Origin of the sequence: Streptomyces sp. NPDC051636, from assembly GCF_044453765.1 — a bacterium.
Taxonomy (GTDB): Bacteria; Actinomycetota; Actinomycetes; order Streptomycetales; family Streptomycetaceae; genus Streptomyces.
The window spans coordinates 61,912-84,357 of record NZ_JBITDA010000012.1; the positions used below are offsets into that span (position 1 = coordinate 61,912).

A 22,446-nucleotide genomic window follows, 5' to 3' on the forward strand; every position below is an offset into this window, starting at 1 on the left:
CGTCAGTCCTTGCTGAGTTCCCAGAAGCGGAACACGGTCGAGGCGTCGAGGCAGTACTCCAGGCCGTAGACGCCGTCGCGGACGACCGCGTACTGCTTGGCCTGCCAGACGGGCAGGATGGGCAGTTCGTCGGCGACGATGTCCTGGAGCCGGCCGAACTCCTCGTCGGTGGCGGAGCGGTCGCGCTCGGCGGCCGTGCGCGGGATGAGGGAGTCGGTGATCGTGCTGTTGGCGTAGTCGTTGCTCAGCACGTTGCCCTTGCCGAAGAAGGGGGACGTGAAGTTGTCGGCGTCCGGGTAGTCGGGCACCCAGCCCTTCACGTACACGCCGTACTTGCCGTGGGCGATGTCCTTCTCGTACCGGTCGTACGCGACGGACTTGACGTCGGCGTCGAACAGGCCGCTGGCGTTGAGCTGGGCGGCGATCGCCTTCAGCTCCTGGTCGGTGGCGGGGCCGTAGCGCGAGGGCGTGGACCAGAGGGTGAGTTTCACCTTGGCGGAGATGCCGTCGGCCCGGAGCGCGGCGGCGGCCTTGGACCGGGAGGGGCGGGCGCCGTAAGTGTCGAAGAAGGCCGTGTTGTGGCCCGCGATACCGGCCGGGATGATCGAGTACAGCGGGGCCGCGGTGCCCTGGTAGACGTTCTTGATCAGGGCGTCGCGGTCGATCAGGTAGGCCATGGCCTTGCGGACGCCGGGTTTTCCGGCGACCGGGTCGTCCATGTTGAAGACCAGGTGCTGGACCTCGGCGCTGCTGCCCTCGATGACCTCGACGCCGCTGCTGTTGTCCTGCTTCGCGATGTCGGCGATGGCTCCCGCGGTCAGGCCGCGGTAGGCGATGTCGACCTCGTCGTCGAGGAGGGCCTTCTTCAGGGCGCTCTGGTCGCCGTGGAAGAACTTGAGGGTCACGCCCGAGTTCTTCACCTGGGCGGTGCCCTGGTAGTGGGGGTTCACGGAGAAGACGGCCTCGCCGTCGCCGAAGGAGTCCAGCTGGTAGGGGCCCGAGCCGACGGCGTTGTTGTCCTTGCGCAGTGCGTCGGCGTCGTACTGGCGGTGGTCGACGATGGAGCCGGCACCGGAGGCGATCTTGCTGGGGAAGGTGGCGTCCGGCACCTTCAGCCGGAACACCACGGTCTTCGCGTCCGGAGTCTCGACCTTGTCGAGCATCGGGAACATGATCGCCGGACCGGCCGCGTCGTTGATCCTCAGCGTGCGGTCGAAGGAGAACTTCACGTCCTCGGAGGTGAGGGCGTCACCGTTGCTGAACTTCAGGCCGTCCTTGAGCGTGCACGTGTAGACCTTGGCCTGGGAGCCGGCGAAGGAGCACTCCTTGGCCGCCTCCGGCTGGGGTTGCGTCGCGCCCTTGGGGAAGCTCAGCAGCGACTGGAAGACGTTGTTGAACAACAGCCAGGAGCCGGGGTCGTAACCGGAGGCGGGGTCGGTGGCGAGGACGTCGTCGGACATCCCCATCACCACGGTGGAGCCGGTGCCCCCGGAGTCGCCGGTGTCCGAGCCGCAGCCGGTCAACAGGCCGGAGGCCAGCCCCGCCACGATGGGCAGGACTGGCCACTGGTTGCGCATGTTCACTGCATGTGCCTTGTCGTTGGTTCTCGTCGTTCCGGGACCGCGGTCACAGGCCCCGGAGGAGGCGAGGGGTCAGCTGCTCACACCGCGGCCGAGCTCCCACAGCTGAAGCGTAGACGAGGAGTTGAGGGCGTAGGAGGTGCCCGTGATGTCGTCCCGTGCGGCGACGTACTGCTTGCCCTGCCACAGCGGCAGGACCGGGACGTCTTCGGCGACGATGTCCTGGATCTCCGTCAGGCTCTTGGTGGCGGTGAGCCGGTCGGCCTCGCGGCGGGACTGCGGGATCAGGGTGTTGCGGATCTTGCTGTTGGCGTACGGGGAGCCGAGGAAGTTGTCCTTGTCGAGGAACGGCGCGAGGAAGTTGTCGGCGTCCGGGAAGTCGGGGAACCAGCCCATCCCGTAGACGTCGTACCCGCCCTTCTGCTCGGCGGGCCGGAAGGTGGCCCAGGGCGAACCCTTGATGCTGACGTCGAACAGCCCGCTGTCGTTGAGCTGCTTGCGCAGGACCTGGAACTCCTGCTTGGTGGCGGAGCCGTAGTGGTCGGTGGTGTAGTGCAGGGTCAGCTTGACCGGGGTCGTGACGCCGGCTGCGGTCAGCAGCGACTTGGCCTTGGAGACGCTGGGGTCGCCGTACTTGTTGAAGAACGAGTTGGAGTGGCCGGTGAGGGTGGCCGGGACCAGCGAGTACAGCGGCTCGGCCTGGGAGCCGTACACCTTGGAGACCAGCTCGCCGCGGTTGATGAGCTGGGCCATCGCCTGACGGACCGCCTTGTCCTTCACGGTGGCGGCGTCGGTGTTGAAGGCCAGGTAGCGGATTTCCAGGCCCGGCATCTCGACGAGTTCGGCGTTCTCGTCGGAGCCGGCGCCGAGCTTGTCGATCTGGGCGGGCGTCATGGTGCGGGTCATGACGTCGATGTCACCCTTGTCGATCGCGGTACCCATGGCACCGGCGTCGGTGAAGGAGCGCATCTGCACCTTGTCGTTGCTGACCTTCAGGCTCCCCTTGTAATTGGGGTTCTTGGTGAAGGTGGCGGTGACGATCTCGTCGTTCCTGACGTCGGCCTGGAAGGCGTAGGGGCCGGAGCCGTCGATGTCGAAGCCGTCCCGCAGCTTGTCGTCCGCGTAGTCCTTCGGGTTCACGATGCCCGCGACCGGGGTGGACAGCTTGTACGGGAAGGTGGCGTCGGCGGTCTTGAGGTGGAAGATCACCCCGCGGTCGCCCTGCGTCTCGATGGTGTCGATGGTCGACATCAGGGCGAACACACCGCTGTCGGCCTTGATGCGCAGCGCCCGCTCGATCGAGTACTTCACGTCCTCGGCGGTGATGGCGTCGCCGTTGGCGAACTTCAGGCCCTCACGGAGCTTGCAGGCGTAGCGCTCGTTGCCGCTGTCGGTGAAGCCGCAGCTCTCGGCGGCCTCGGGCACGGGCTCGCCCTCGCCCTTGGGCTGGATCATCAGGGTCTGCACCGTCTGGCGCAGGATGTTCCAGGTGCCGACGTCGTAGGCGTAGGCCGGGTCGAGCGGGGCCGGCGCGTCCTTCGTGGCCGTGAACCGGTCCGTGGTGCCGACGACGATCGCGTCGCCGCTCTTGCTCTCGCTGTCGGTTCCGCCGCACGCGGCGAGAACCGGCGCGAGCAGGCCGGCCACTGCCGGCAGCACCAAAGTCTTGCGGTTCATGCTCGGGTTTCTCCAGGGCTGTTCGACTCCGTGTACCCGGCATGCAGGGGTGTCGCAGCGGATCACGGGGGTAAGGGCGATGTTCTCGCGACGAGATTAGTCCGCACCCGCAGGAGGGTTCACGGCCGCCGGAGTTGGCTTCCCATCACGCAGTGAAACCGCTTGCGGACACACCGAAAACCCGACAGTGGCAGGATTAGTGCAGCCTTCCATGAATCGGGACACAAGGGCGCGTCGAGCCCCTCTGAGCGGGGGTCACAAGCATATATCGGCTCGACTGTCAACTCATCAACAAGTGGGGAACATCACATCCCCAACTCGGTTGACGAGTAGTGGAATTCGGCCGGGCGGCCCGCTTCGAATCGCGTTGCGCGTACTTGGGTGTACTGCGACGGGATTTTGTCCAATGGGTTTTGTACGCTGGGTGAACGTCTAGCGCATTTCCGTCATCAGGCCGCGCAGAAAGGCCAGGTCGACCTCTTCGAGGGAGGTGACGACGGTCCGCCGGGCGGCCGGGGCGATGGGGGCGACCGACGGCACCGCGACCACCTGACAGCCCGCTGCCTCGGCCGCGGCGACCCCGGTCGCGGTGTCCTCGACGACCGCGCACCTGGCCGGGTCCACGCCCAGTCCGACGGCCGCCAGCAGGTACGGGTCCGGGTGCGGCTTGGTGCGCGACACCTCGTCGCCGGCGATGGACAGGGCGAAGTGCTGGGGTCCCAGCGAGGTCAGCACACGGTCGATGATCCGGCGGTGCGAGGCGGACACCAGGGCGGTCGGGATCTGGTGCTCGTACAGCTCCGCCAGCAGCCTGGCGGCGCCCGGCATCAGCGGCAGGGCATGCCCGATGCGGTCCTCGAAGCCGTCGTTGAGCAGCACGCTGAGCTCGGCGAGGGTGATGTCGGCGCCGGTGGCCTCGATGAGGAAGCCCGCGCTGCGGGCCATGGGCCCGCCGACCACGACATGACGCCAGGACTCGTCGAGGGTGTGGCCGAGACGGGCGAAGACCTCGGCTTCGACGTCCCACCAGAAGCCCTCGGTGTCCACCAGGGTGCCGTCCATGTCGAGCAGCACCGCCTGGAGGGCAGAGCCTTCCGCCGTACGGGTTCCGAGCGCGGGGACCGTGCTGGTCATCGGCGCACCTCCTGCAAGGGACGATCAGGCCGGTTCCCGTACGGGGAACCGGCCTGCGGTGGATCGACCAGTGTACGACTCTCGCCGGTGAAGCGCCTTGTTTATCGCTTGAGGCCTGTACTCGGCCTGCTCAGCGGGCGTTGAAGTACTTCGCCTCCGGGTGGTGGATCACGATGGCGTCCGTGGACTGTTCGGGGTGCAACTGGAACTCCTCCGACAGGTGGACGCCGATGCGCTCCGGCTGGAGGAGCTCGGCGATCTTGGCACGGTCCTCCAGGTTGGGGCAGGCGCCGTAGCCGAGGGAGAAACGGGCGCCGCGGTACTTCAGCGCGAACATGTCCTCGATGTCGCTCGGGTCCTCACCGGCGAAGCCCAGTTCGGAACGGACGCGGGCGTGCCAGTACTCGGCGAGCGCCTCGGCCAACTGCACGGACAGCCCGTGCAGTTCGAGGTAGTCCCGGTAGGAGTTCGACTCGAAGAGCTTGGCCGTCTCCTCGCCGATCCGGGAGCCGACGGTGACGACCTGGAGGCCGACGACGTCCGTCTCCCCCGACTCCTCCGGGCGGAAGAAGTCCGCCAGGCACAGGCGCCGGCCGCGCCGCTGACGCGGGAAGGTGAAGCGGGTGCGCTCGTTGCCCTGCTCGTCGAGGATGATCAGGTCGTCGTCCTTGGACACGCACGGGAAGTAGCCGTAGACCACGGCCGCTTCCAGCAGGTTCTCCGTCTGGAGCTTGTCCAGCAGGCCCCGCAGGCGGGGGCGGCCCTCGGTCTCGACGAGTTCCTCGTACGTCGGTCCGTCGCCGGTGCGGGCCTGCTTCAGGCCCCACTGGCCCTTGAACAGCGCGCCCTCGTCCAGCCAGCTCGCGTACTCCTTGAGCTGGATGCCCTTGATCACCCGGGTGTCCCAGAACGGCGGAGCGGGGACGGGGTTGTCGGTGGCGACGTCGGAGCGTACGTGGCCTTCCTCGGGCCGCTCCTCGACCTCCACCGTGGCGGTCGTCCGCACCCGGCGCTGCTTCAGCTCCGGCAGCTTCGCCCCCGGCACACCCCGCTTGACGCCGATGAGGGCGTCCATCAGGTGCAGGCCCTCGAACGCGTCCCGGGCGTAGCGGACTTCGCCCTGGTACAGCTCGTGCAGGTCCTGCTCCACGTAGGCGCGGGTGAGGGCGGCGCCGCCGAGGATGACGGGGTACGTGGCGGCCAGGCCGCGCTGGTTGAGCTCCTCCAGGTTCTCCTTCATGATCACCGTGGACTTCACCAGGAGGCCGGACATGCCGATGACGTCGGCCCTGTGTTCCTCGGCGGCCTCCAGGATCGCGGAGACGGGCTGCTTGATGCCCAGGTTGACCACGTTGTAGCCGTTGTTGGACAGGATGATGTCGACCAGGTTCTTACCAATGTCGTGCACATCACCGCGCACGGTCGCCAGCACGATCGTGCCCTTGCCCTCGGCGTCCGACTTCTCCATGTGCGGCTCGAGATAGGCCACCGCGGCCTTCATCACCTCGGCGGACTGGAGTACGAAGGGCAGCTGCATCTGGCCGGAGCCGAACAGCTCACCGACCACCTTCATGCCGTCCAGGAGCGTTTCGTTGACGATGTCCAGGGCGGGCCGGGTCTGCAGGGCCTCGCCGAGGTCGGCTTCCAGGCCGTTGCGCTCGCCGTCGATGATGCGGCGCTTGAGGCGCTCCTCCAGCGGCAGCGCGGCCAGCTCCTCGGCCTTGCCCGCCTTCAGGGACTTCGCGGTGGCACCCTCGAACAGCTGCATCAGCTTCTGGAGGGGGTCGTAGCCCTCGCTGCGGCGGTCGTAGACGAGGTCGAGGGCCGTCTGGACCTCTTCCTCGGAGAACCGGGCGATCGGCAGGATCTTCGACGCGTGCACGATCGCCGAGTCCAGGCCCGCCTTGACGCACTCGTCGAGGAAGACCGAGTTCAGCAGGATGCGGGCGGCCGGGTTCAGGCCGAAGGAGATGTTCGACAGGCCGAGGGTGGTCTGCACATCGGGGTGGCGGCGCTTGAGCTCGCGGATCGCCTCGATCGTGGCGATGCCGTCCTTGCGGGACTCCTCCTGACCGGTACAGATCGTGAAGGTCAGGGTGTCGATGAGGATGTCCGACTCGTGGATACCCCAGTTCCCCGTCAGGTCCTCGATCAGCCGCTCGGCGATCTCGACCTTCTTCTCGGGCGTGCGGGCCTGGCCCTCCTCGTCGATCGTGAGCGCGATCAGGGCGGCGCCGTGCTCCCTGGCCAGCTGGGTGACCTTCGCGAACCGCGACTCGGGGCCGTCGCCGTCCTCGTAGTTGACGGAGTTGATGACCGCGCGGCCGCCGAGCTTCTCCAGGCCCGCCCTGATGACGTCGACCTCGGTGGAGTCGAGCACGATCGGCAGCGTGGAGGCGGTGGCGAAGCGGCCGGCCAGCTCCTCCATGTCGGCGACGCCGTCGCGGCCGACGTAGTCCACGCACAGGTCGAGCATGTGCGCGCCCTCGCGGATCTGTTCGCGTGCGATCTCCACGCAGTCGTCCCAGCGGCCCTCGAGCATGGCCTCGCGGAACTTCTTGGAGCCGTTGGCGTTGGTCCGCTCGCCGATCGCCAGGTAGGAGGTGTCCTGGCGGAACGGGACGGCCTGGTAGAGGGAGGCGGCGCCCGGCTCGGGCTGCGGGTGGCGCTCGGGCGGGGTGAGGTCACGGACCCGCTCGACGACCTGGCGCAGGTGCTCGGGGGTGGTGCCGCAGCAGCCGCCGATCAGGGACAGGCCGTAGTCCCGTACGAAGTTCTCCTGGGCGTCGGCCAGGCCCTCCGGGCCGAGCGGGAAGTGCGCGCCGTCCTTGGTCAGGACGGGCAGGCCCGCGTTCGGCATGCACAGCAGCGGGATGCGCGAGTGCCGGGTGAGGTAGCGCAGGTGCTCGCTCATCTCGGCGGGGCCGGTGGAGCAGTTCAGCCCGATCATGTCGATGCCGAGCGGTTCGAGGGCGGTCAGCGCGGCGCCGATCTCCGAGCCGAGCAGCATCGTGCCGGTGGTCTCGAAGGCCATCGAGACGAGCAGGGGGACCTCGACACCGGTGGCCTCCATGGCCCGCCGGGCGCCGAGGACGGAGGCCTTGGTCTGGAGCAGGTCCTGCGTGGTCTCCACGATCAGGGCGTCCGCGCCGCCCGCGAGGAGTCCCTCGGCGTTCTCCTGGAAGCCGTCGCGGAGCGTGGTGTACGCGACGTGGCCCAGGGTCGGCAGCTTGGTGCCGGGACCGATCGAGCCCAGGACCCAGCGCTGCCGGCCGTCCCGCGCGGCGTACTCGTCCGCCACCTCCCGGGCGATCCGCGCGCCGGCCTCGGACAGCTCATGGACGCGGTCGGCGATGTCGTACTCCGCCATGGCCGCGTGGTTGGCCCCGAAGGTGTTGGTCTCCACGCAGTCCACGCCCACGGCGAAGTACGCCTCGTGGACGGAGCGCACGATGTCGGGGCGGGTGAGGTTGAGGATCTCGTTGCAGCCCTCGAGGTTCTCGAAGTCCTCGAGGGTCGGTTCCTGCGCCTGGAGCATGGTGCCCATCGCTCCGTCGGCCACCACCACCCGGGTGGCGAGCGCCTGACGGAGGGCGGACGCGCGGGTCCGACTGTCAGCGGATGGGGTCAGCGGCGACGAGGCCATGAAAGGGGCTCCCTGGGATGCGACGGCTGTCGGCTATGCGGTCGCCCGGTCAGGCCCGGGAAGACGCACGGCGCCAGCGTAGCCCGGAGTCGGCTTGGATGGGCAGGGGCGTCCACGAGACGGACCAGTGCGGCGCTTGAGCCACGCCGGAGTCACGGGTGACGTAACAAGTACCGACCGACCATTGGCGGGAGGTCGACATGGACCGGTAGTGTTCGACATTGCCGAACGGCGTCAGGCGACGGTGCCGCCGACGGTCGAAGGGACGGAGGCAGTACGGCGATGGCACGGAACATCCAGTCGCTCGAACGGGCGGCCGCGATGCTGCGGCTGCTCGCGGGCGGCGAGCGACGGCTCGGCCTCTCGGACATCGCCTCCTCGCTGGGCCTCGCCAAGGGCACGGCCCACGGCATCCTGCGCACCCTCCAGCAGGAGGGCTTCGTGGAGCAGGAGGACACCTCCGGGCGCTACCAGCTGGGCGCGGAGCTGCTGCGCCTGGGCACCACCTACCTCGACGTGCACGAGCTGCGGGCACGGGCGCTGGTGTGGACCGACGACCTGGCCCGCTCCAGCGGGGAGAGCGTCTACCTGGGCGTGCTGCACCAACAGGGCGTCCTGATCGTGCACCACGTCTTCCGGCCCGACGACAGCCGGCAGGTCCTGGAGATCGGGGCCATGCAGCCGCTGCACTCCACGGCCCTGGGCAAGGTGCTGTCGGCGTACGACCCGGTCGCGCACAGCGAGGCGCTGGAGGCCGACCGGAAGGCGTTCACCGAGCGCACCGTGTGCGACCTGGCGGCCTTCGAGCACATCCTCGACATCACGCGCGCGCGTGGCTACGCGGCCGACGTGGAGGAGACGTGGGAGGGCGTGGCCTCGGTCGCCGCGCCCATCCACGACCGCAGGCGGATGCCGGTGGGCGCCGTGGGGATCACCGGCGCCGTGGAACGGCTGTGCCGGGACGGGGAGTTGCAGCCCGAGCTGATCGCGGCGGTACGGGACTGCGCCCGCGCGGTGTCGCGGGACCTGGGCGCCGGGCGGTTCTGAGCGCGGAGCAGGTCGGGGGCGGACCGGGACGCAGGGCGGCGTTCCGGCTGTCGCCATACCCTGAAAAGGACATAACGCGCAAAACCGCGCTTTCCGCGCCAGAAGATCGATAACTCACGGCGATCAATAACGATCGCATATTCGATAACAGAACTCTTGACGCGTGCCTGAGGCCGGAGCAAGACTCCCGTCCATCGGTCGGCATTGTCGAACACCTACCGGCAATACGCGCTAGAGTGTGACAACGCCAAAGGCCGGAATCGCTCTCACCCCCGAGGGCGCCAATCCCCGGAGGGACCCGGGGTTCGGCTTCCCTGGACGAAGGACAAAGGAGTCGCGGGTGTCCAGCTCCGACATCTTCATCGGCGAGACCATCGGTACCGCCATACTCATCCTGCTCGGCGGTGGCGTGTGCGCCGCCGTCACGCTGAAGGCCTCCAAGGCCCGTAACGCCGGCTGGCTCGCCATCACCTTCGGGTGGGGTTTCGCCGTTCTGACGGCTGTCTACACCTCGGCGCCGCTCTCCGGCGCCCACCTGAACCCGGCCGTGACCCTCGCGCTCGCGATCAAGGACAAGGACTTCACCAACCTCCCCACCTACTGGGGCGGCCAGGTGCTCGGCGCCATGATCGGCGCGACCCTGGTCTGGGTGGTCTACTACGGCCAGTTCCACGCCCACCTCACCGACAAGGAGATCGTCGGCGGTCCGGGCGCGCAGGCCACGGCGGCCAAGGCCGTCGAAGCCCAGGAGAAGGGCGCCGGCCCGGTCCTGGGCGTCTTCTCCACCGGTCCGGAGATCCGGAACGCGGTGCAGAACCTCGCCACGGAGATCATCGGCACCATCGTGCTGGTGCTCGCCGTCCTCACGCAGGGCCTGAACGACAAGGGCAACGGCCTGGGCACCCTGGGTGCGCTGATCACCTCGCTGGTGGTCGTCTCCATCGGTCTGTCCCTCGGCGGACCCACGGGCTACGCGATCAACCCGGCCCGTGACCTCGGTCCGCGCATCGTGCACGCCCTCCTGCCCCTGCCCAACAAGGGGGGCTCCGACTGGGGCTACGCCTGGATCCCGGTGGTCGGTCCGCTGATCGGCGGCGCGATCGCTGCAGGCATCTACAACGTCGCATTCGCTTAAAGAGCACCGAGCGCTCATGAGCCCTCATGAGCGCTCGGTCCCCGAGCCTCGAGCACGCGCCGTACGTAACGCCCTCAACCACGGATTCCTCAGGAGCACACAGTGACCGACGCCCACACTGCCGGCCCGTTCATCGCCGCCATCGACCAGGGCACGACCTCCTCGCGCTGCATCGTCTTCGACCGGGACGGCCGTATCGTCTCCGTCGACCAGAAGGAGCACGAGCAGATCTTCCCGAAGCCGGGCTGGGTCGAGCACAACGCCAACGAAATCTGGACCAACGTCCAGGAAGTCGTCGCCGGAGCCATCCAGAAGGCCGGCATCACCCGCGACGACATCAAGGCCATCGGCATCACCAACCAGCGCGAGACCACCGTGCTGTGGGACAAGAACACCGGTGAGCCCGTCCACAACGCCATCGTCTGGCAGGACACCCGCACCGACGCCCTCTGCAAGGAGCTGGGCCGCAACGTCGGCCAGGACCGCTTCCGCCGCGAGACCGGCCTCCCGCTGGCCGCCTACTTCTCCGGCCCCAAGGCCCGCTGGCTGCTCGACAACGTCGAGGGCCTCAAGGAGCGCGCCGAGGCGGGCGACATCCTCTTCGGCACCATGGACACCTGGGTCATCTGGAACCTGACCGGCGGTGTCAACGGCGGCAAGCACGTCACCGACGTCACCAACGCCTCCCGCACCCTTCTCATGAACCTGCACACGACGCAGTGGGACGAGAAGATCGCCGAGTCCATCGGTGTCCCGCTGGCGATGCTGCCGGAGATCCGCTCCTCCGCCGAGGTCTACGGCGAGGTCACCGGCGGCAAGCTCGGCGACCTGCTCGGCGGCATCCCGGTCGCCTCCGCGCTCGGCGACCAGCAGGCGGCCCTGTTCGGCCAGACCTGCTTCGCCGAGGGCGAGACCAAGTCCACCTACGGCACCGGCACCTTCATGGTGATGAACACCGGTGACAAGATCATCAACTCCTACGCCGGTCTGCTGACCACGGTCGGTTACAAGATCGGCGACCAGCCGACGGTCTACGCCCTCGAGGGCTCGATCGCCGTCACGGGCTCCCTGGTGCAGTGGATGCGCGACCAGATGGGCCTGATCTCCACCGCCGCCGAGATCGAGACGCTCGCGCTCTCGGTCGAGGACAACGGCGGCGCCTACTTCGTACCGGCCTTCTCCGGCCTCTTCGCCCCGCACTGGCGTTCCGACGCCCGCGGTGTGATCGCCGGCCTGACCCGGTACGTCACCAAGGCGCACCTCGCGCGCGCCGTCCTGGAGGCCACCGCCTGGCAGACCCGGGAGATCGCCGACGCCATGGTCAAGGACTCCGGCGACGAGCTGGTGACCCTCAAGGTCGACGGCGGCATGACCTCCAACAACCTGCTGATGCAGACCCTCGCCGACGTCCTGGACGCACCCGTGGTGCGCCCGATGGTCGCCGAGACCACCTGCCTCGGCGCCGCCTACGCCGCCGGCCTCGCCGTCGGCTTCTGGTCCAGCACCGACGAACTGCGCGCCAACTGGCGCCGGGCCGCGGAGTGGACCCCCCAGATGGACGCGGAGACCCGCGACCGTGAGTACAAGAACTGGCTCAAGGCCGTCGAGCGGACCATGGGCTGGATCGAGGACGAGAGCTGACGAGAGCTGACGTCGGCTGACGAGGAGTAAGAACCCGAAATGACCACTCAGTCCACCCTGCAGTCCGTGCCTGCCCTGGGGACACGCCCGGCCTCCGGCTCCCTCCCGAGCCGGGCCGAGACCAGGGAACAGCTCTCCAAGGCGTCGTACGACCTTCTCGTGATCGGCGGCGGCATCCTGGGCATCTCCACCGCCTGGCACGCCGCGCAGTCCGGCCTCAGGGTGGCTCTGGTCGACGCCGGCGACTTCGCCGGCGCCACGTCCTCCGCCTCCTCCAAGCTGCTCCACGGCGGTCTGCGCTACCTGCAGACCGGCGCGGTGAAGCTGGTGGCGGAGAACCACTTCGAGCGCCGTGCGGTTTCCCGCCAGGTGGCCCCCCACCTGGCGAACCCGCTCACCTTCTACCTCCCCGTGTACAAGGGCGGGCCGCACGGCGCGGCGAAGCTCGGGGCGGGCGTCTTCGCCTACTCCGCGCTCTCCGCGTTCGGTGACGGCGTGGGCCACCTGCTCTCGCCGTCGAAGGCCGCGCAGGACGTGCCCGAGCTGCGCACCGAGAACCTCAAGGCCGTGGCCGTGTACGGCGACGACCAGATGAACGACTCCCGCATGGCGCTGATGACGGTCCGCGCGGCCGTCGAGGCGGGCGCGGTCGTCCTCAACCACGCCGAGGTCACCGGCCTGCGCTTCACCCAGGGCCGCGTGACGGGCGCCGACCTCAGGGACCGTACGTCCGGCGACGAGTTCGGCGTGAACGCCCGCCTGGTCCTGAACGCGACCGGCCCCTGGGTCGACCACCTGCGCAGGATGGAGGACCCGAGTGCCGCGCCGTCCATCCGCCTGTCGAAGGGCGCGCATCTGGTCCTGAAGCGCACCTCCCCGTGGCGGGCGGCGCTGGCGACCCCGATCGACAAGTACCGCATCACCTTCGCCCTCCCCTGGGAGGACATGCTCCTGCTCGGCACCACCGACGAGGAGTACGAGGGCGACCCGGCGGACGTCGCGGTCACCGAGAAGGACATATCCCAGATCCTGGACGAGGCCGCGTTCTCCATCCGCGACCAGCAGCTCGGCCGTGACCTGATCACGTACTCCTTCGCCGGTCTCCGCGTGCTGCCGGGCGGCCCCGGCGACACCGCGAAGGCCAAGCGCGAGACCGTGGTGACCGAGGGCAAGGGCGGCATGCTGTCCGTCGCGGGCGGGAAGTGGACGACCTTCCGGCACATCGGCCGTACCGTGATGCAGAAGCTGGAGTCGCTGCCGGGCCACCCGCTGGGCGACGACTTCGAGCCGATCTCGTCGCTGCCGAAGAAGCTGCCACTGCCCGGCGTCGCCAACCCGCGCGCGGTCGCCCACCGCCTCCTGGTGGACCACCCGGCACCCGGCCCGCGCATGGCGGCGGACACCGCCAAGCACCTGGCCACCCACTACGGCTCCCTGGCCTTCGACATCGCCCGCCTGGCCAACGAGAACCCGGAACTCGGCGAGCGCGTCCACCCGGACGCTCCGGAGATCTGGGCCCAGGTCGTCTACGCCCGCGACCACGAGTGGGCCGAGACCCCGGACGACGTGCTGCGCCGCCGTACGACGCTGACGATCCGGGGCCTGGCCACGGACGAGGTCCGCGCGAAGGTCCAGGACCTGCTGGACAAGAAGTAGAGCCCGGGCCGGCCCCACCTCCCTGACCGGGGCCGGCCTGTGTGAGGGACGGCCCCTTCCGCACCGGGGCCGGAACCACGAAAGGGGCGGCTCCTCGCCGATGGAGCCGCCCCTTTCGTGTGCGCCCGGCCGGGCCGTCCTGTCCCGTGATCTGCCCCCATAATGTGCTGACACATCGGAGGCCTGAACGACAGGAGGCCCGCCATGGCGGTCACCGACGAGGCGATCGAGAAGATCAAGGGCATGATCGTCTCGGGTGCGCTGCGGCCCGGCGACCGGCTGCCCAAGGAGAGTGAACTCGCCGCCGAGCTGGGGCTGTCCCGCAACTCCCTGCGGGAGGCCGTGCGGGCGCTGTCGCTGATCCGGATCCTGGACGTGCGCCAGGGTGACGGGACGTACGTCACCAGCCTGGACCCCCAACTGCTGCTGGAGGCGCTGAGCTTCGTCGTCGACTTCCACCGCGACGACACGGTGCTGGAGTTCCTGGCGGTGCGCCGGATCCTGGAGCCGGCCGCCACGGCGATGGCCGCCTCCCGGATCAGCGAGCCGCTACTGGACGCGCTGAGCGCCCAGTTGGACGCCCTGGGCGCCGAGCCCTCGGTGGAGGAACTCGTCGCCTGCGACCTGGAGTTCCACCGGGGCATCGTGCGCGGCTCCGGCAACTCGGTGCTGTGTTCGCTGCTCGACGGCCTGTCGGGGCCGACCACCCGGGCCCGGATCTGGCGGGGTCTGACCCAGGAGGACGCGGTCGGTCGCACCCTGCGCGAGCACCGCGCGATCCTGGGTGCCCTGCGCGACGGGGACGCGGAGGCGGCCCGCTCCTGGGCGACCGTGCACATCGCGAGCGTGGAGCAGTGGCTGCGCAGCACTCTGTGAAGGCCCTGTGAGACGCCCGTGCGAGACCGGTAAGGCTCCCCTCCCCCAAGGGGTGTTCCGGGTTGGTGATCGGGGCAGTGATCCGTTCACTCCCCCGTGCAAGGGGGCTGCGGGCGCCCCCGTCGGACGCCGTAAGGTTGGGACGTACGCGAGGGCACGTCGGAAGGAGGCACTGGGTGATCGAGCTCGAGGGGGTTCCCGAGCTGATCGACCCGGTCATGGTGGCCGCGTTCGAGGGCTGGAACGATGCCGGCGACGCCGCCTCCACCGCGGTCGCGCATCTGGAGAGGGAGTGGAAGGGCGAGGTGTTCGCGGCGCTGGACGCCGAGGACTACTACGACTTCCAGGTGAACCGCCCCACGGTGTTCATGGACGGCGGCGTACGCAAGATCACCTGGCCGACGACAAGGTTGTCGGTGGTCCGGGTCGGCGGCGAGAAGCCGCGCGACCTGGTGCTGGTCCGCGGCATCGAACCGTCCATGCGCTGGCGTTCGTTCTGCAACGAGCTGCTGGGTTTCGCGCACGAGCTGGGCGTGGAGCTGGTGGTCGTCCTGGGCGCCCTGCTCGGTGACACCCCGCACACGCGTCCCGTGCCGGTCAGCGGGGTCACGTCCGACCCGGACCTGGCCCGCCGGATGGACCTGGAGGAGACCAAGTACGAGGGCCCGACGGGCATCGTCGGCGTCCTTCAGGAGGCCTGCACGCACGCCGGCGTCCCCGCGGTGTCGCTGTGGGCGGCCGTCCCGCACTACGTGTCGCAGCCGCCCAACCCGAAGGCGACGCTGGCTCTGCTCAACCGCCTGGAGGACCTGCTCGACCTGCGCATCCCGCTGGGCGAGCTGCCCGAGGACGCGCGCGCCTGGCAGGTGGGCGTGGACCAGCTGGCCGCCGAGGACAGCGAGGTCGCCGAGTACGTCCAGACTCTGGAGGAGGCCCGGGACACCGCCGAGCTGCCGGAGGCGTCGGGCGAGGCGATCGCCCGGGAGTTCGAGCGCTACCTGCGCCGGCGGGACGGCGGCACGCCCGGCGGGCACGCGACGGCCGACGGCGGGGAGGGGCCGCCGTCCTCGTACCTGAGGGACAACCCCAGCGGCCGCACCCGGCCGCCGAAGCCGCCCAAACCGAGCGCCGAGGACGACGACTCGTCGGAGGACTGACTCGCCGAAGTCCGCTGTGGGAAGACCGAGGGGCGGTACGCGTCGCGCGTACCGCCCCTTCGAGAAGCGCCGTTGGGCAGGCAGGGACAGCGGGGCGGGCTACAGCGCCACGCCCAGCAGCGCGTCCACGGCCCGGCTCACGACGCCGGGGGCGCCGGTGTCGGTGCCGCCCCGCTCCTGCTGGAGCGCGGCCCAGCGGTCGACGGCGGCGAGGGCGGCCGGGGCGTCGAGGTCGTCGGCGAGGGCCGCGCGGATCTCCTCGACGAGCGCCTCGGCGGGCGGCCCGTCGGGGCGGGACACGGCGGCGCGCCAGCGCCCGAGCCGCGCCTGGGCGTCCGTCAGCACCTGGTCGGTCCACTCCCAGTCGGCCCGGTAGTGGTGGGCGAGGAGGGTGAGCCGGATGGCGGCGGGGTCGACGCCGTCGCGGCGCAGCCGGGAGACGAAGACGAGGTTGCCCTTGGACTTGGACATCTTCTCGCCGTTCAGCGCGACCATCCCGGCGTGGACGTACGTCTTGGCCATGGGGAACTCGCCGGTGAGCACCTGGGCGTGCGAGGCGCCCATCTCGTGGTGCGGGAAGGCCAGGTCGGAGCCGCCGCCCTGGACGTCGAAGCCCATGCCGAAGTGGTCCAGGGCGATGGCGACGCACTCGATGTGCCAACCGGGACGTCCCCGGCCCAGCGAGCCGCCGTCCCAGCTGGGCTCGCCCTTGCGGGCGGCCATCCACAGCATCGGGTCGAGCGGGTTCTTCTTGCCCGGCCGGTCGGGGTCGCCGCCGCGCTCGGCGGACAGCAGCCGCATGGCAGCGGCGTCGAGGTTCGAGACCTTGCCGAAGTGCGGGTCGGACTCGACGGAGAAGTAGATGTCGCCCTCGAGCTCGTAGGCCGCGCCCAGGTCGCGCAGCCGCTCCACGAGCGGCACGATGCCCGGTATCGCCTCGACCGCGCCTATGTAGTGCCGCGGCGGGAGCATCCGCAGGGCGGTCATGTCCTCGCGAAAGAGGGCCGTCTCCTTCTCGGCGAGGGCGACCCAGTCGACGCCGTCGCGCTGCGCTCGCTCCAGCAGTGGGTCGTCGACGTCGGTGACGTTCTGGACGTAGTGAACCTGCCGCTTGGTGTCGAGCCACACGCGCTGAACGAGGTCGAACGCGTTGTAGGTCGCCGCGTGACCCATGTGGGTCGCGTCGTACGGGGTGATGCCACAGACGTAGAGACGGGCGACGGGACCGGGGTCGAGGGTGACCGAACCGCCGGTCGCGGTGTCGTGGATCCTCAGGTCGCGGCCCTGACCAGGCAGGGCGGGGACCTCGGAAGCGGGCCAGGCATGCATGTACATGAGCCTAACCGCCTACAAGTCCCGCATACGAACCGGACCAGGCCACATGTCCGAAAAGGCGATCTTGTGTTCCGGCGCCGGATGTGCTTCCGCGGCGTTCACACCGGCGGCCACGGAATCGCCGGCCACTCCCCGCTCGGTTCGGGATGCTTCCCGGAGGCCAGCAGCGCCTCGACACGCGCGCGTGTGGCGTCGATCTCGGCCGGGGTGAGCAGCCGCGCCAGCCGCGGACCCAGCGCGCCCTCGTCGCCCAGGGCGTCCTTCAGGCCCCTGAGGACCTCGACGGCCTCCGGGGTGAGCGGCTCCCCGGCCCAGCCCCACAGGAGCGTGCGCAGTTTGTTCTCGACATGGAAGGTGACGCCGTGGTCGATGCCGTAGAGCGGTCCGTCGGCGGTCGGCAGCAGGTGGCCGCCCTTGCGGTCCGCGTTGTTGATCACCGCGTCCAGCACCGCGAGGCGGCGCAGCCGTTCGTCGTCGGCGTGCACGAGGAGCGCGGTCCGTCCCTCGCCGACCTCGGCGAAGCCGATGGCCCTCCAGCCCGGTTCCGGCTCCTCGCCGTCGACGAGGGCGAGGAGTTCGGCGTCGGGGGCCGCCTCGACCCACAGCTGGACCATTCCCTCGCCGTACGGTCCGTCGCGCAGCACGGTCGGCGGCACGAGGCCCCAGCCGGTCGCCTCGGAGACCTCGTACGCGGCCACCTCGCGCTCGGCGAGGGTGCCGTCGGGGAAGTCCCACAGCGGACGCTCCCCGGCGACCGGCTTGTACACGCAGGCCGCCTCCTGGCCGTCGTACGCCACCGTGCAGTACAGCGCCGCGTTGGAGGCGTCGCGGATGCGTCCGCGCACGGTCAGCTCGCCCTCGGCGAGGAGGGCGGCGCCGGTCACGCTCCGCGGCGGTATCCGTTCTGGCGCGGACATACGTGTCCTTCCGGGTCGAGCGGCAGGCTGCACAGCGGGCACGGCGGGCGCCCCGCGTTGACGACGTCGAGGGCGCGCTTGGCGAAGGCCCTGGCCTGTGCGCCGGTGAGCCGGACCCGCAGCATCGGGGGGCCGTTCTCCTCGTCCTGCAGCAGCCGCTCCTCGGCCTCCGCGAGGTCCTCGTCGGAGTCGGCGTCCAGCTCCACCAGCGCCTGGGCCTCGACGATCATCCGTTGTTCCTCGCCGTCCCAGGCCAGTGCCATGGTGCCGACGCGGAACTCCTCCTCGATGGGGGTCTCCAGCGGGGCGGTGTCGGCGACCTCGGACGGGGCCATCGCGGGGACCGGGGCCTGGCCGCCGCTGCGGCGTACGACCTCGTCGAGCAGTTCGTCCATGCGCTCGGCGAGCGCGGCGACCTGCGTCTTCTCCAGGACCACGCTGGTCACCCGGGAGCCGGCGGAGGCCTGGAGGAAGAACGTACGGCGCCCGGGCAGTCCGACCGTGCCGGCCACGAAGCGGTCCGGCGGGTCGTAGAGGAACACCTGACGGGACACGTCCTGTCTCCATTGGATCGAGAAAAACTGGGTCGGCAAATGCTGGGTGGGGAGTGCGATCGAGAGTGCGTGCGGGTCTCTGTGCGAACGCGACGCTTCACCCTACTGCGCCCGACGATCACGGTGCGCCCGCACCACCACCCACCGGTGCGTCATCCCCGGGGGGTTCCTCGCGCGGCGCGAGGGAGGCGAAATCCCCGGTGTCCCCGAGACGGACGAGAAACGGCCTGAGGCGGGTGTAACGGATCGCGGTGATGGAACACGGTTCGACGGAGATCCGCTGGAAGAGGTCGAGATGAAGCCCGAGGGCATCCGCGACGAGAGACTTGATGATGTCGCCGTGCGAACACATGAGGTACACGGCGTCGGCGCCGTGGTCGCGCTCCACGCGCGCGTTCCACTCCCGCACGGCCTCGGCCGCGCGGGTCTGCATCGCCCGCATGGACTCGCCGCCGGGGAACGCCGCCGCCGACGGGTGCGCCTGCACCACCTCCATCAGCGGCTCGTCCTTGAGCTCGGCGAGCTTGCGGCCGGACCAGTCGCCGTAATGGCACTCGCCGATCCGCTCGTCGGTGTGCGCGCGCAGGCCGGGCCGGGCGGCGAGCAGCGGCTGGACGGTCTCCTGGCAGCGCTGCAGCGGGCTGGTGACGACCTCCGAGACCGGCAGCCCGTCGAGCCGCCCGGGCAGCGCGGCGGCCTGCGCGGCGCCGCGCTCGTCCAGGGCGACGCCGGGCGTCCAGCCGGCGAGCAGTCCGGCGGTGTTGGCGGTGGAACGTCCGTGCCTTACGAGGATCAGCGTGGGCATGCGGACCAGCGTAGGCGCACGCGGCCGTGCGGCGGGGTGCGGGCGACGGGAGGGTGGGGGTCTTGATCGTCGACTGTGCCGTCTACCGTCATGGGCACCGCGGTGAGGGGCCCGAGGACCTGTCCGACGCGCTGAACGAGGCGCGTGCGGCGGGCGGGTTCGTCTGGATCGGGCTGCACGAGCCGTCGGAGAAGGAATTCGACCTCGTCACCCAGGAGTTCGGGCTGCACCCGCTGGCGGTCGAGGACGCCCTCAAGGCCCATCAGCGGCCCAAGCTGGAGGTGTACGACGACTCGCTGTTCATGGTGCTCAAGCCGGTCGTGTACGAGCCGGAGAGCGACGCCGTCTCCACCGGCGAGGTGATGATCTTCGTCGGTGACAGCTTCGTGGTGACCGTCCGGCACGGCGGGGGTTCGCCGCTGGCGGCCGTGCGGCGGCGTCTGGAGGAGGAGCCGGAGATGCTGGAGAAGGGCCCGACCTCCGTGCTGTACGGGATCGCCGACGCCACCGTGGACCACTACCTGGAGGTGGCGACCGAGCTGCAGACCGACCTGGAGGAACTGGAGGCGGAGGTGTTCTCGCCGGACCGGGGCGGCTCGCGCAACACCGCCTCCCGGATCTACACCTTCAAGCGGCAGGTCCTGGAGTTCCGCCGGGCGACCGTGCCGTTGGCGCTGCCGCTGGCGCGGCTGGCAGGCACCGGGGCGCTCGGTGGCGGGGTGCTCTTCGTGGACGACAAGGCGCGGCCCTTCTTCCGCGACGTCAGCGACCACCTCACGCGCGTGAACGAGTCCGTCGAGGGCCTGGACCGGCTGGTGTCGGACATCCTGTCGGCGCATCTGGCGCAGATGAGCGTCCGGCAGAACGACGACATGCGGAAGATCTCCGCGTGGGCGGCCATGGCCGCGATCCCCACGATGATCGCGGGGATCTACGGCATGAACTTCGACCACATGCCGGAGCTGCGCTGGGTGTGGTCGTACCCGGCGGTGATCCTGCTGATGGCCGCCCTGGAAGTGCTGCTGTACCGCCTCTTCAAGCGGCGCGGCTGGCTGTGACCGGCCGTCTCAGGCGTAGTCGGGCGCGGTGGTCGCGGGTCCGCCCAGGGCGTCGCGGCGCTCCGGCATCCGCAGCGAGACCATGCGCCGCCAGGCCCCCAGACGCTCGTAGGCGTACAGGGCGTGGATGCCGGCCGCGAGCGCCGCGGACCTCGCCTTCGACCAGCCGAGGACGCGCCCCATGTGGGCCATGACGGCGAGGCTGACGTCCCGGTAGACGCGGATCTCGGCGAGGGCGCACTCGCGCAGGGTCCGCTGGATCAGCGGGCCGTACCCGGAGGCCGCGAAGCGCAGCAGCTCCTCGTGGGTGTAGGCGAGGTGGTTGTCCTCGTCGTCGGAGATCATGCGGACGGCCTTGCCGACCTCCGGGTGGTCGGCGAAGTACTTGCGGAGCATGACCATCTGTTCGGCGGCGCGCTGTTCGGTGACCCGGCTGTGCGCCAGGTAGACGATGATGTCCTGCACGCTGAGCGGCTCGTCCCGCCGGAGCTTGTCGTGGGCGAGCCCGATGCCGTGCCTCTCCAGGAGCATCGTGTAGTCGGCCTCGGGCGGGACGGGGACGGGTTCCAGGCCGCGCCTGCGCATGAGGGCGTTGAAGATCCGCCCGTGCTTGTCCTCGTCCGCGCCGTGCCGTGTGATCTTGGGGACCAGCGCGCGTTCGCCCTCGGGAACGAGCGCGGCGATCCGCCCGTTCTCCCAGCCGCCCTGTGCCTCCCCGCTGGCCGCGATGGAGCAGAAGAGCCGGAAGGCCTCGTCGTCGTCGAGGATCTCCTGGAACAGACTCTTGGCCGAAAGCATGATGGGGGGGCACCTTTCCGCAGGATTCCTCAAAGAACGAGTCAAATGCGGCATCGCGGGTGCTGCAACAGCTCTGCCGGAGCACTGGGCCGGAAGAAGGAGCACACCGGGGAGCGGTGGGGGCGTAACCGCACGGGCCCGGGCGCGTTGTTCCCCGTGACGGCCGTGGCGGGGAAGACCCCCCGAGCCCCCACCACGGCCGCTGAAACTCCCCTCGCCGTATGCGTGGTGTTACGCGAGCCCGGCGCGCTCCAGGGCTTCGCTGCCGGCGCGGAGGGAGGCGAGTCGCTCGTCGAGCGTGAAGCCCGCGGGAGCGAGGGAGAGAGTGGTGACCCCGGCCGCGGCGTAGGCCTTCATCCGGTCGGCGATGCGGTCCACGGAACCGAGCAGCGTGGTGCGGTCGATGAGGTCCTGCGGGATCGCGGCCGCGGCGCCCTGCTTGTCGCCGGAGAGGTACTTCTGCTGGATCTCGGCGGCCTCCTTCTCGTACCCCATGCGCTGGGCGAGCTGGTTGTAGAAGTTCTGCTTGGGGCTGCCCATGCCGCCGACGTACAGGGCGGTGTAGGGGCGGAAGGTGTCGGCGAGCCGGGCGACGTCCTTGTCGTCGCCGACGGCGAGCGGCAGGGTCGGGCAGACGTCGAACCCGTCGAGGCTCTTGCCGGCCTTCTCCCGGCCGGCCCGCAGGTACTTGACCGCGGTGTCCTCGAGGTGGTCGGCCGAGGGGAAGATGAGCAGGGCGCCGTCGGCGATCTCACCGGTCTGCTCGAGGTTCTTCGGCCCGATGGCGGCGATGTACAGCGGGATGTGCTCGCGCTGCGGGTGCACGGTCAGCTTGATCGGCTTGCCCGGCCCGCCGGGCAGCGGCAGCGTCCAGTGCTCCCCCTCGTACGACAGCCGCTCCCGCGTCATCGCCTTGCGTACGATCTCCACGTACTCGCGGGTCCGGGCCAGCGGCTTGTCGAACTTGACGCCGTACCAGCCCTCCGAGACCTGCGGTCCGGAGACGCCGAGCCCGAGCCGGAAGCGGCCGCCGGAGAGCGAGTCGAGCGTCGCGGCGGTCATCGCGGTCATCGCGGGCTGCCGGGCCGGGATCTGGAAGATGGCGGACCCGACGTCGATGCGCTCGGTCTTCGCGGCGACCCAGCTGAGTACGGTGGCCGCGTCGGAGCCGTACGCCTCGGCGGCCCAGCAGACGGCATAGCCGAGCCGTTCGGCCTCCTGCGCGACGGCCAGATTGTCGGCGTCCATTCCGCCGCCCCAGTATCCGAGGTTGATCCCGAGCTGCATGGCCGATTCCCCTTACCCATGAGTAACGTCCCTGTGGGGGCGACCCTAGCGCGGGTGGCGGGACGATGGGGTCCCCTGGTGGGCTCCTGGGCTGGAACGAAGCCGGGAAATCGGTTATCCACAGGCACCCACGCCACCAGTTC

The 22,446-nt window shown here is 69.9% G+C and carries 17 protein-coding genes; 7 read left to right on the top strand and 10 right to left on the bottom strand.

Annotated features, from left to right (window positions below; genetic code table 11):
- Positions 1 to 2 precede the first annotated feature (2 nt).
- From ACIBBH_RS21805 to metH, 4 genes are all read right to left on the bottom strand, one after another.
- A complete protein-coding gene (locus ACIBBH_RS21805) occupies positions 3 to 1,583 on the bottom strand; it encodes an ABC transporter substrate-binding protein (protein ID WP_399406961.1) in 1,581 nt (526 codons plus the stop codon).
- 69 nt (positions 1,584 to 1,652) lie between these two features.
- Positions 1,653 to 3,257, bottom strand: a complete 1,605-nt coding sequence (locus ACIBBH_RS21810; RefSeq protein WP_399406963.1) for an ABC transporter substrate-binding protein — start codon at positions 3,255 to 3,257, stop codon at positions 1,653 to 1,655.
- 432 nt (positions 3,258 to 3,689) lie between these two features.
- Complete coding sequence (locus ACIBBH_RS21815) at positions 3,690 to 4,391, bottom strand: HAD family hydrolase (protein ID WP_399406965.1); 702 nt, start codon at positions 4,389 to 4,391, stop codon at positions 3,690 to 3,692.
- A 130-nt stretch (positions 4,392 to 4,521) separates the two neighbouring features.
- Positions 4,522 to 8,037: a methionine synthase gene (metH, locus tag ACIBBH_RS21820; protein WP_399406967.1), complete on the bottom strand. Its 3,516-nt coding sequence runs from the start codon at positions 8,035 to 8,037 to the stop codon at positions 4,522 to 4,524.
- Positions 8,038 to 8,319: 282 nt separating this feature from the next.
- Here metH and ACIBBH_RS21825 point away from each other — a divergent pair, with 282 nt between their 5' ends.
- The 6 genes from ACIBBH_RS21825 (at position 8,320) to ACIBBH_RS21850 (ending at position 15,549) form a co-directional block, all read left to right on the top strand.
- A complete protein-coding gene (locus ACIBBH_RS21825; protein ID WP_399406969.1) occupies positions 8,320 to 9,084 on the top strand; it encodes an IclR family transcriptional regulator in 765 nt (254 codons plus the stop codon).
- Between the two features lie 340 nt (positions 9,085 to 9,424).
- On the top strand, positions 9,425 to 10,219 hold the full coding sequence (locus ACIBBH_RS21830) for an MIP/aquaporin family protein (RefSeq protein WP_399406971.1): 795 nt from the start codon (positions 9,425 to 9,427) through the stop codon (positions 10,217 to 10,219).
- A 102-nt stretch (positions 10,220 to 10,321) separates the two neighbouring features.
- Positions 10,322 to 11,860: a glycerol kinase GlpK gene (gene glpK, locus ACIBBH_RS21835; protein WP_399406973.1), complete on the top strand. Its 1,539-nt coding sequence runs from the start codon at positions 10,322 to 10,324 to the stop codon at positions 11,858 to 11,860.
- 39 nt (positions 11,861 to 11,899) lie between these two features.
- Positions 11,900 to 13,516: an FAD-dependent oxidoreductase gene (locus ACIBBH_RS21840; protein WP_399406975.1), complete on the top strand. Its 1,617-nt coding sequence runs from the start codon at positions 11,900 to 11,902 to the stop codon at positions 13,514 to 13,516.
- Positions 13,517 to 13,720: 204 nt separating this feature from the next.
- Positions 13,721 to 14,392 carry a FadR/GntR family transcriptional regulator gene (locus ACIBBH_RS21845; RefSeq protein ID WP_399406977.1) on the top strand — a complete coding sequence of 224 codons (672 nt, stop codon included), beginning with the start codon at positions 13,721 to 13,723 and terminating at the stop codon, positions 14,390 to 14,392.
- 176 nt (positions 14,393 to 14,568) lie between these two features.
- Positions 14,569 to 15,549 (top strand): PAC2 family protein, encoded by a 981-nt coding sequence (locus ACIBBH_RS21850; RefSeq protein ID WP_399406980.1) that lies wholly within the window; start codon positions 14,569 to 14,571, stop codon positions 15,547 to 15,549.
- A gap of 99 nt (positions 15,550 to 15,648) precedes the next feature.
- Here the strand turns inward: ACIBBH_RS21850 and mshC are convergent, their stop codons facing one another.
- The 4 genes from mshC to ACIBBH_RS21870 form a co-directional block, all read right to left on the bottom strand.
- Positions 15,649 to 16,878: a cysteine--1-D-myo-inosityl 2-amino-2-deoxy-alpha-D-glucopyranoside ligase gene (gene mshC / locus ACIBBH_RS21855; RefSeq protein WP_399406982.1), complete on the bottom strand. Its 1,230-nt coding sequence runs from the start codon at positions 16,876 to 16,878 to the stop codon at positions 15,649 to 15,651.
- 104 nt (positions 16,879 to 16,982) lie between these two features.
- The gene (locus ACIBBH_RS21860) at positions 16,983 to 17,801 is read right to left on the bottom strand and encodes an SCO1664 family protein (RefSeq protein WP_399406984.1); all 819 of its coding nucleotides are present in this window, start codon (positions 17,799 to 17,801) and stop codon (positions 16,983 to 16,985) included.
- Positions 17,765 to 18,355, bottom strand: coding sequence for a DUF3090 domain-containing protein (locus tag ACIBBH_RS21865; RefSeq protein WP_399406986.1), 591 nt, complete (start codon positions 18,353 to 18,355; stop codon positions 17,765 to 17,767). Before ACIBBH_RS21865 ends, ACIBBH_RS21860 begins: the two co-directional genes overlap by 37 nt.
- A gap of 118 nt (positions 18,356 to 18,473) precedes the next feature.
- Positions 18,474 to 19,160, bottom strand: a complete 687-nt coding sequence (locus ACIBBH_RS21870; RefSeq protein ID WP_399406988.1) for a histidine phosphatase family protein — start codon at positions 19,158 to 19,160, stop codon at positions 18,474 to 18,476.
- A 62-nt stretch (positions 19,161 to 19,222) separates the two neighbouring features.
- Between ACIBBH_RS21870 and corA the strand changes: the two genes are divergently transcribed.
- Entirely contained in the window at positions 19,223 to 20,218 is a 996-nt protein-coding gene (corA, locus tag ACIBBH_RS21875) for a magnesium/cobalt transporter CorA (RefSeq protein WP_399406990.1), read from the top strand.
- Positions 20,219 to 20,227: 9 nt separating this feature from the next.
- Here corA and ACIBBH_RS21880 read toward each other — a convergent pair whose 3' ends face one another.
- On the bottom strand, positions 20,228 to 21,016 hold the full coding sequence (locus tag ACIBBH_RS21880; RefSeq protein WP_399406992.1) for a ferritin-like domain-containing protein: 789 nt from the start codon (positions 21,014 to 21,016) through the stop codon (positions 20,228 to 20,230).
- Between the two features lie 231 nt (positions 21,017 to 21,247).
- Positions 21,248 to 22,303, bottom strand: coding sequence for an LLM class F420-dependent oxidoreductase (locus ACIBBH_RS21885; RefSeq protein WP_399406994.1), 1,056 nt, complete (start codon positions 22,301 to 22,303; stop codon positions 21,248 to 21,250).
- Positions 22,304 to 22,446: the final 143 nt, after the last annotated feature.

What these genes read in the sequence shown, in the direction of transcription:
- ACIBBH_RS21810 (WP_399406963.1), bottom strand. Translation starts at nt 3,257, where the DNA reads ATGAACCGCAAGACTTTGGTGCTGCCGGCAGTGGCCGGCCTGCTCGCG.
- ACIBBH_RS21815 (WP_399406965.1), bottom strand. Translation starts at nt 4,391, where the DNA reads ATGACCAGCACGGTCCCCGCGCTCGGAACCCGTACGGCGGAAGGCTCT.
- metH (WP_399406967.1), bottom strand. Translation starts at nt 8,037, where the DNA reads ATGGCCTCGTCGCCGCTGACCCCATCCGCTGACAGTCGGACCCGCGCG.
- ACIBBH_RS21825 (WP_399406969.1), top strand. Translation starts at nt 8,320, where the DNA reads ATGGCACGGAACATCCAGTCGCTCGAACGGGCGGCCGCGATGCTGCGG.
- ACIBBH_RS21840 (WP_399406975.1), top strand. Translation starts at nt 11,900, where the DNA reads ATGACCACTCAGTCCACCCTGCAGTCCGTGCCTGCCCTGGGGACACGC.
- ACIBBH_RS21845 (WP_399406977.1), top strand. Translation starts at nt 13,721, where the DNA reads ATGGCGGTCACCGACGAGGCGATCGAGAAGATCAAGGGCATGATCGTC.
- mshC (WP_399406982.1), bottom strand. Translation starts at nt 16,878, where the DNA reads ATGCATGCCTGGCCCGCTTCCGAGGTCCCCGCCCTGCCTGGTCAGGGC.
- ACIBBH_RS21860 (WP_399406984.1), bottom strand. Translation starts at nt 17,801, where the DNA reads ATGTCCGCGCCAGAACGGATACCGCCGCGGAGCGTGACCGGCGCCGCC.
- ACIBBH_RS21870 (WP_399406988.1), bottom strand. Translation starts at nt 19,160, where the DNA reads ATGCCCACGCTGATCCTCGTAAGGCACGGACGTTCCACCGCCAACACC.
- ACIBBH_RS21880 (WP_399406992.1), bottom strand. Translation starts at nt 21,016, where the DNA reads ATGCTTTCGGCCAAGAGTCTGTTCCAGGAGATCCTCGACGACGACGAG.
- ACIBBH_RS21885 (WP_399406994.1), bottom strand. Translation starts at nt 22,303, where the DNA reads ATGCAGCTCGGGATCAACCTCGGATACTGGGGCGGCGGAATGGACGCC.